This window comes from Jannaschia seosinensis, assembly GCF_001408515.1.
Lineage (GTDB): Bacteria > Pseudomonadota > Alphaproteobacteria > Rhodobacterales > Rhodobacteraceae > Jannaschia > Jannaschia seosinensis.
In genome coordinates this window covers 1-6,708 of the sequence record NZ_CYPR01000015.1, presented here as the reverse complement: position 1 = coordinate 6,708, position 6,708 = coordinate 1, and the positions used below count along the sequence as shown (strand labels likewise).

Genomic DNA, 6,708 nt, shown 5'->3' with positions numbered 1-6,708 from the left:
AGGCGAACGCCAATCAGATGCGTCTGATGCTGCACGGCTGCGCCTACTGGGTCTGGTGGAAGCTTCGCGCGGCTTGCCCAAAACGTTCACCATGGCGCCGCGCCCAGTTCGACACGCTGCGGCTGCATCTCGTCAAACTGGCCGCCACCATCGTCGAAAAGAAGACCCGGATCATCGTGACCCTGCCGGCTTCGTGTCCCCGAAAGGGACTTCTCCTCCTTCTCTTCGACGCCCTCGCCCCACCGAAAACAGCCTGACGCATGCGCCCCGACAAACCCAGAAACATCAACCCGTATCGCCCAAGACCCAAGTCACCGGCCGGCATGCCAACCGGACGCAAACACCGGGTGCGCGCAAGAAAACCGAGACCGGGGAAACCATCCCACGGAGCACAAGTCCGCAGCTTCATGAATTATGCGGGCTAACAAAACTCAGCCTCCGGCAAACTCGGAGCAGTTCAGACGGCTTGCCATAGAGCATCGGACGTCTCTTCGGCGTACTCGAACGCATGCTTCGGCGTGATCTCACGGAGTTCGAGGTCGCCCATCACGGTGATGAAATGGCGAATGCGCTTAGCCCGCTGGTTCGCAGACTTGCGTTTCATCGTACCTCGTTCAACCGCTTCTTTAGCGGCATGCTCGACTTGAGGCAAAAAGCCGTTCAGCGTTTCCACGTTCTCGCAAATACCACAGCCGGCACGCGCCTCGGAAAGCCCAAGATCGACGATATTCTCAAGCTTATCCAAATCCGGCACAACCCCCCGAAACTTAAGCAATATCGGCAGAAGCGCTTGGGGATCGTTGCCGTTAAGGATGCGCAACCTCTCCCGAGAAATTTGCTCCACCGAACGCAGTTCGGCCTCGTTACGAGGTGGTTCTTCAAGAGTCCGCTCGAAGACATCATCAAATTCAGCGTCGTATTCCATCGCGCACTACGTTCCGCGAAGACGAAGTTCGGTCACGGCTCGCTGATACGCGCTGTCCGGAGCTACCATCCGGTTACGGGCGACGGCTTCTAAGACTTCATGGCGAAGTTCCGCCTCGATCTCGTGCTTCCGCCGCTCGGCAATCTGCGGGTCAGCGGTCCCGGCAGACCTCTTGATCTGCTTGTGGCCGACTGCCTCACGGGCCTCTGCCGGCACCGTCACGCAAATGTACTGCCACTTTCCCCGCCGATTGACCTTCGCGGCATACCACTCCAAAGGCCGCCCTCCTCGCTCGAAGTGTCGGTCGTAGTGCCAGCGATAGGTCACTCGCCGCCTGATCATCTAGCGGGCTATAGAAAAAGGCCAAGGGGGAATAATGGAGGCGAGTACCGGAATCGAACCGGTGTACACGGATTTGCAATCCGCTGCGTAACCACTCCGCCAACTCGCCGCCGGGGAATGAGGCTCATCTAGCGTCTAGCTCAGGGTCCCGCAAGCGCCGTGAGCACATGCGCGCTTCGATTGCTCCGCAACGGGCTTTGACATTGCGACGCCGTGGAATCCGTGCTTTCTGAAGCGGCACAGAAATCAGACTGATGGGTTCAGATCGTATGACCGTCTCCCCCTCACTCCGTCCTTCCGGGGCGCCATCGCGGACCGGCGGCGCGGCGCTTCGCACTATGATGGTGGACACCCAAATCCGCCCGTCCGACGTCACGAAGTTCCCGATCATCGCTGCGATGCTGGACATACCGCGTGAGAACTTCGTGCCGTCCGCACAGGCGCAAGTCGCTTATATGGATGCGCCTATCTCACTTGGCGAGGGCCGGGAGCTGCTGGAGGCCCGGACCTTCGCAAAGATGCTCGATGCGCTCGACATTCGCGTGGACGATGAGGTGCTGATCCTCGGCGGCAACTTGGGGTACTCGGCGGCAATTCTGGCACGCATGGCCGCTTCGGTCGTGATGGTGGAGGAAGATGCCGACATGGCGCGGGATGCGGAACAGGCGCTGGCTGCGATCGAGGCGGACAACGCCGTCGTCCTGAACCAGCCGATTTCGAAGGGCGCCCCCAAGGCGGCTCCTTTTGACGTGATCGTCATCGACGGAGCCGTCGAACATCTTCCCGAGGGCTTGGTGGAGCAGTTGCGCGAAGGCGGGCGCATCGCCGCGATCTTCATGGAGCGTTCGCTCGGCGCGGTGCGTGTCGGACAAATCATCGACGGCCATCTCGCCTGGCGGTTCGCTTTTAATGCTTCGGCACCGATCGTGCCCGGTTTCACCGCTCCCACGAAGTTTCAGCTATGAAAATTGTTGTCGCCGCTGCCCTCGCTCTTATCGCCGCAGCTCCGCTTCAGGCCGAGACGCTATCGGATACGTTGGTCCAGGCCTACCGGAGCTCGCCGATCTTGGAGCAGCAGCGCCTGCTGCTTCGCGCCACCGATGAAGACGTCGCCGTTGCCGTCTCGGCGCTGCGCCCCACGGTCAACTTTCAAGCCTCCTATTCGAAGGCGACCACTTTTACCGACCTTCAGACTCGAACGTCTCCCCTCGGCCAGACACAGCAGCTTGGCGGCCGGCAAACGACGACCGACGGCTCGCTTGCGCTGGTGCTGGAATATACACTGGTCGACGGTGGTCAGCGTGCGCTGCGTCTGTCTGCGGCAAAGGAAGCGGTACTTGCCGCACGGTTCAATCTGGTTCAGATTGAACAGAATGTTCTCCTGGACGCCGTGCGGGCCTATTTCGACCTTCGGCTTGCAGTGCAGACGGTCGATGTTCGCGAAAGTAACGTCGGCCTTGTCACCCAGCAGCTTCAGGCTGCCGAGGACCGGTTCGAGGTTGGCGAGGTTACGCGAACTGACGTGGCGATTGCACGTGCGCGCCTTTCCGAAAGCCAGTCCTTGCTCGCCGCAGCGCGCGGCGATGTCGATATTGCTCGCGAGAATTACCGGCTGGCAGTTGGCGAGCTTCCGACCGGCACGCTCGCCGCGCCGCCAAGTGTTCCCGAAATCCCCCCCAATGTTGATCGGGCCCAGCAGCTTGCGCTTCAGGTCCACCCCCTAATCTCGTCGGGACAACACGATGTCGCGGCACTGACGATACTCGCCGAGGCGGCTGCGGCGGACCGTCTGCCGACCATCGGTCTTCAGGGACGGCTCGGGCGTTCCCGGCCAGACATCGACAGGGCGTCCGTCGGCCTGACCGGCAACGTGCCGCTCTACACAGGCGGCCGCTTGCCAGCCTTGCAGCGCCGCGCCATCGCGCGTGCGCAGGCACAACGGGCCTCGCTCGGCCAAACCGCGCGTGACATCGTCGAAGCGGTCGGCCGGGCTTGGGCTGGTCTGCTCGTCGCCCGTGCCCAGATCGAGGCGAACGAGGAAGGCGTTCGCGCCGCGCGTCTCGCCTTCGACGGCTTCAGGGAAGAGGCACAACTTGGCGCCCGCACCACGCTCGACGTGTTGAACGCCGAACAGGATCTGCTAGATGCGCGCGTTTCGCTTCTTGAGGCGGAAGCACAGGCGCAACTGGCGATCTACAACATTCTCGCGGCTATCGGCCTGCTGACGGTGGATCATCTTGGCTTGTCTGTCGAGCGGTACGATGTGACCGACTATTACAACCTTGTCTCAAATGCACCGCAGGATGTCCTGACCCAGCCGTCGGATCGCGGCAATCGCCTCGACCGGGTGCTGCGGCGGTTCGGTCGCAATTGATCGACGCCGCCACTACTAGGCCCGCAGTGGCGGGAAGATTGGTCATGATAAGTTCGCGATTTTGAGGCGCGCGTCTTCGCGACGGACGGGATCGAAAGGCGAGGCATGGCACAGTCGAGCGATATCGAAGACGTTCTGACGTCGATCCGGCGTCTCGTTGCCGGCGGCCGAACGCGAGAGCGGACCAGGATCGCGGCGACAACGAAAAGAAGCGATCCCGCTGCATCCACTTCATCCGAGTCTTCCACAGGAGACGAGATCCAACCGTCCGGGCGCACCAATCCGCTGCTCGTCCTCGCTGCGGAGCAGCGGATAACCGAACCGGAAAATCCGTTCCAGATGATCCGCAGCCTTGCTCAGGAAGAGCGGGACGCGCGCGACGAAGAGTTCATCACCGACGACCTGCCCGACGAAGTCGCCGCGATCACCGAAGACATTCCGTTGATTCTGCGCGAGGCCGGGGCGAACGCCGCGGAGGATGCCGGTCCGTCCGACGATGCCGCCTTCCAGGTGCCTTGGCCACGTGAGTGGGAGACGTCGGCGTCGGATCTTGCGGCACAGAACGAGACTTCCTTCCTGACTGCTTCCGATGACGATGCTGGAAATTCGCCTTTCGAGGTCGAGTTTGTGGAGGAGCCTGCCTTCGGAAGCGGCGACTTGCAGGACACGTTCGCGCGCGCGCGCGCGCGGGACCGGGATGTCCTCACGCTAACCGATCGGGATCTGGTGTCGGCCCCCGACGGCCCTGCTCCCGGCAGTCCCACGGATGCCCCCCCCCCGGTATCGGTGCCGGAGATGTCTGACGGGACGGATCCACAGGCGGATCATCTCCGTCCGGTGGAGCCTCTCCTTCCGCTTCCGGCAGAGACAACGGCTTCCTCAGTAAATTCGTCAGACCTTGGCTCAGATTTCGATGCCGAAGAGCAATCGCCCCTCGTCGGTCCCGGCGAACAGGATCAAGGCGTCGAAGACGACCTGGAATCAAGCATCGGTAGCGAACGGCTTCGCCAACTGATTGCGGAAGTCGTGCGAGAGGAGCTTTCCGGTGAGCTTGGGGAGCGGATCACGCGGAACCTCCGAAAGCTTGTCCGGCGTGAGATTGAGCGTGCTCTCGCATCGAGTGACTTCGACTGACCAGCTCGATATGGCTGCGGCACCCATAGGAAAGGCCGCCCCGGATCTCTCCGACGCGGCCTTTTCGTGGACGTAAAAGCCGCTCAGGCGGCTTCTGCGGCGTCGGCTTCGGCAAGCTCGGCGGCTTGACGACGCTCGCTCTCTTCCCGGGACAGCGCAACAGACGTACGCACGCCGCGACCAACGAACTCCATCAGACCGGAAACAACACGCTCATTCGGATCGATTCCGGCGCAGGACAGGACCTCACGACCATCCCGGGAACGCGCCCAGCGGGCAATCTGCTCCGGACCGTTGCCGAACTTCTTGTCATCGGAAATTGCGTCGTCTAGTGCGGCGAGCACGACGGCGGCAAAGAGCTTGCGAGACCGCTGTCCCTGCTCGAAGTTGAACGCCGTAGCGTCGACGAAATCTGTCATGCAGCTCTCTCCAGTTTGCTCTTGCATCTTCCCCGGTGCCGCGTCCTAACACGATTGCATGACAATCGTGACATGCAGTTTTAGAATACCTCACTTGCGACAGGCGCATGGCTTTACGTGAGGCGTACCGTATAACGCGTGTCCGGCACGCGGACCGCGTCGATATATGGGTTTCGCCCCAAATCTATCAAGCTTTCGCCCAATTCCTGCCGCACTCCACCGGCCCGAAAACCTCCACGGCTTGCCCGCCCCGGCCGGGCGTTATAGACGCAGCCGACCCATTCCGATGCTCCGTGAGATCCCATGCCCAAAATCAATGGCAACGAAATCCGTCCAGGAAACGTGCTGGAACATGACGGCCACCTCTGGTCGGCGGTAAAGGTGGACCACGTGAAGCCCGGAAAGGGCGGCGCTTTTGCTCAGGTCGAAATGCGCAACCTACGCAACGGCTCCAAGCTTAACGAACGCTTCCGTTCCGCTGACAAGGTTGAGCGCGTTCGGCTGGAGCAGAAGGATCAGCAGTTCCTTTACGAGACCGACGGCAAGCTCGTCTTCATGGACACCACCACCTACGATCAGGTCGAACTCGACGTGGAGATTCTGGGCGAGCGCCGCCCGTTCCTGCAGGACGGGATGATGGTGAAGGTGGAGTATTACGAAGATGAAGCGCTCAATGCGACGCTCCCGCAGAAGGTGACCTGCAAGATTGTCGAGACCGAACCCGTAGTGAAGGGCCAGACCGCCGCAAATTCTTTTAAGCCCGCCGTGCTCGACAACGGTGTGCGGGTGATGGTGCCGCCCTTTGTCGGTCAGGAAGAGGACATCATCGTCAACACCGAGACAATGGAATACAGCGAACGCGCTTAACCCGCATAATTCATGAAGCTGCGGACTTGTGCTCCGTGGGATGGTTTCCCCGGTCTCGGTTTTCTTGCGCGCACCCGGTGTTTGCGTCCGGTTGGCAGGCCGGCCGGTGACTTGGGTCTTGGGCGATACGGGTTGATGTTTCGGGGTTTGTCGGGGCGCTTGCGTCAGGCTGTTTTCGGTGGGGCGAGGGCGTCGAAGAGAAGGAGGAGAAGTCCCTTTCGGGGACACGATGCCGGCAGGGTCACGATGATCCGGGTCTTCTTTTCGACGATGGTGGCGGCCAGTTTGACGAGATGCAGCCGCAGCGTGTCGAACTGGGCGCGGCGCCATGGTGAACGTTTTGGGCAAGCCGCGCGAAGCTTCCACCAGACCCAGTAGGCGCAGCCGTGCAGCATCAGGCGCATCTGATTGGCGTTCGCCTTCGAGCACGACGTCCGGTCTGCTGCGAGATGGGTTTTCCACGCCTTGATGTGGTTCTCGGCCTGGCCGCGAGCGGAATAGAGCTTCTCGTAAAGGTGCTTACCGCGACCGCCCTCGAGGTTGGTGACGATGTAGCGGGTGTCCCGACCCATGGGGCCAACCTCGACGCGGGCGATGACGCGGCGGGGTTTCGACCACGAGCGGGCTGCGTAGGAGAAGGTCTTGAA

9 protein-coding genes and 1 tRNA gene are annotated in these 6,708 nt (G+C 61.5%); 5 read left to right on the top strand and 5 right to left on the bottom strand.

Features of this window, described 5'->3' with window-relative positions; genetic code table 11:
* On the top strand, positions 1 to 257 hold a 257-nt coding region (locus JSE7799_RS01355), incomplete at its 5' end, for a transposase (protein WP_186201804.1).
* A gap of 200 nt (positions 258 to 457) precedes the next feature.
* On the opposite strand, the gene JSE7799_RS01350 is transcribed toward JSE7799_RS01355, so the two are convergent.
* The 3 genes from JSE7799_RS01350 to JSE7799_RS01340 all read right to left on the bottom strand — a co-directional run bounded on the left by JSE7799_RS01350 (position 458) and on the right by JSE7799_RS01340 (position 1,376).
* Positions 458 to 925, bottom strand: a complete 468-nt coding sequence (locus tag JSE7799_RS01350; protein ID WP_055661992.1) for a hypothetical protein — start codon at positions 923 to 925, stop codon at positions 458 to 460.
* A 6-nt stretch (positions 926 to 931) separates the two neighbouring features.
* Positions 932 to 1,201, bottom strand: a complete 270-nt coding sequence (locus JSE7799_RS21200; RefSeq protein ID WP_055661991.1) for a DUF6538 domain-containing protein — start codon at positions 1,199 to 1,201, stop codon at positions 932 to 934.
* A gap of 101 nt (positions 1,202 to 1,302) precedes the next feature.
* Positions 1,303 to 1,376 (bottom strand) — tRNA-Cys (locus JSE7799_RS01340).
* Positions 1,377 to 1,608: 232 nt separating this feature from the next.
* Here JSE7799_RS01340 and JSE7799_RS01335 point away from each other — a divergent pair.
* The 3 genes from JSE7799_RS01335 (at position 1,609) to JSE7799_RS01325 (ending at position 4,775) form a co-directional block, all read left to right on the top strand.
* On the top strand, positions 1,609 to 2,232 hold the full coding sequence (locus JSE7799_RS01335) for a protein-L-isoaspartate O-methyltransferase family protein (protein WP_245624755.1): 624 nt from the start codon (positions 1,609 to 1,611) through the stop codon (positions 2,230 to 2,232).
* Positions 2,229 to 3,641 (top strand): TolC family outer membrane protein, encoded by a 1,413-nt coding sequence (locus JSE7799_RS01330; protein ID WP_055661989.1) that lies wholly within the window; start codon positions 2,229 to 2,231, stop codon positions 3,639 to 3,641. The genes JSE7799_RS01335 and JSE7799_RS01330 overlap by 4 nt, the downstream gene beginning before the upstream one ends.
* A gap of 339 nt (positions 3,642 to 3,980) precedes the next feature.
* The gene (locus JSE7799_RS01325; RefSeq protein ID WP_144431507.1) at positions 3,981 to 4,775 is read left to right on the top strand and encodes a hypothetical protein; all 795 of its coding nucleotides are present in this window, start codon (positions 3,981 to 3,983) and stop codon (positions 4,773 to 4,775) included.
* 83 nt (positions 4,776 to 4,858) lie between these two features.
* Here JSE7799_RS01325 and JSE7799_RS01320 read toward each other — a convergent pair whose 3' ends face one another.
* On the bottom strand, positions 4,859 to 5,194 hold the full coding sequence (locus JSE7799_RS01320; protein WP_055661987.1) for a DUF6280 family protein: 336 nt from the start codon (positions 5,192 to 5,194) through the stop codon (positions 4,859 to 4,861).
* Between the two features lie 303 nt (positions 5,195 to 5,497).
* Here JSE7799_RS01320 and efp point away from each other — a divergent pair, with 303 nt between their 5' ends.
* The gene (gene efp / locus JSE7799_RS01315) at positions 5,498 to 6,061 is read left to right on the top strand and encodes an elongation factor P (protein ID WP_055661986.1); all 564 of its coding nucleotides are present in this window, start codon (positions 5,498 to 5,500) and stop codon (positions 6,059 to 6,061) included.
* A 164-nt stretch (positions 6,062 to 6,225) separates the two neighbouring features.
* On the opposite strand, the gene JSE7799_RS01310 is transcribed toward efp, so the two are convergent.
* On the bottom strand, positions 6,226 to 6,708 hold a 483-nt coding region (locus JSE7799_RS01310), incomplete at its 5' end, for a transposase (protein WP_144431506.1).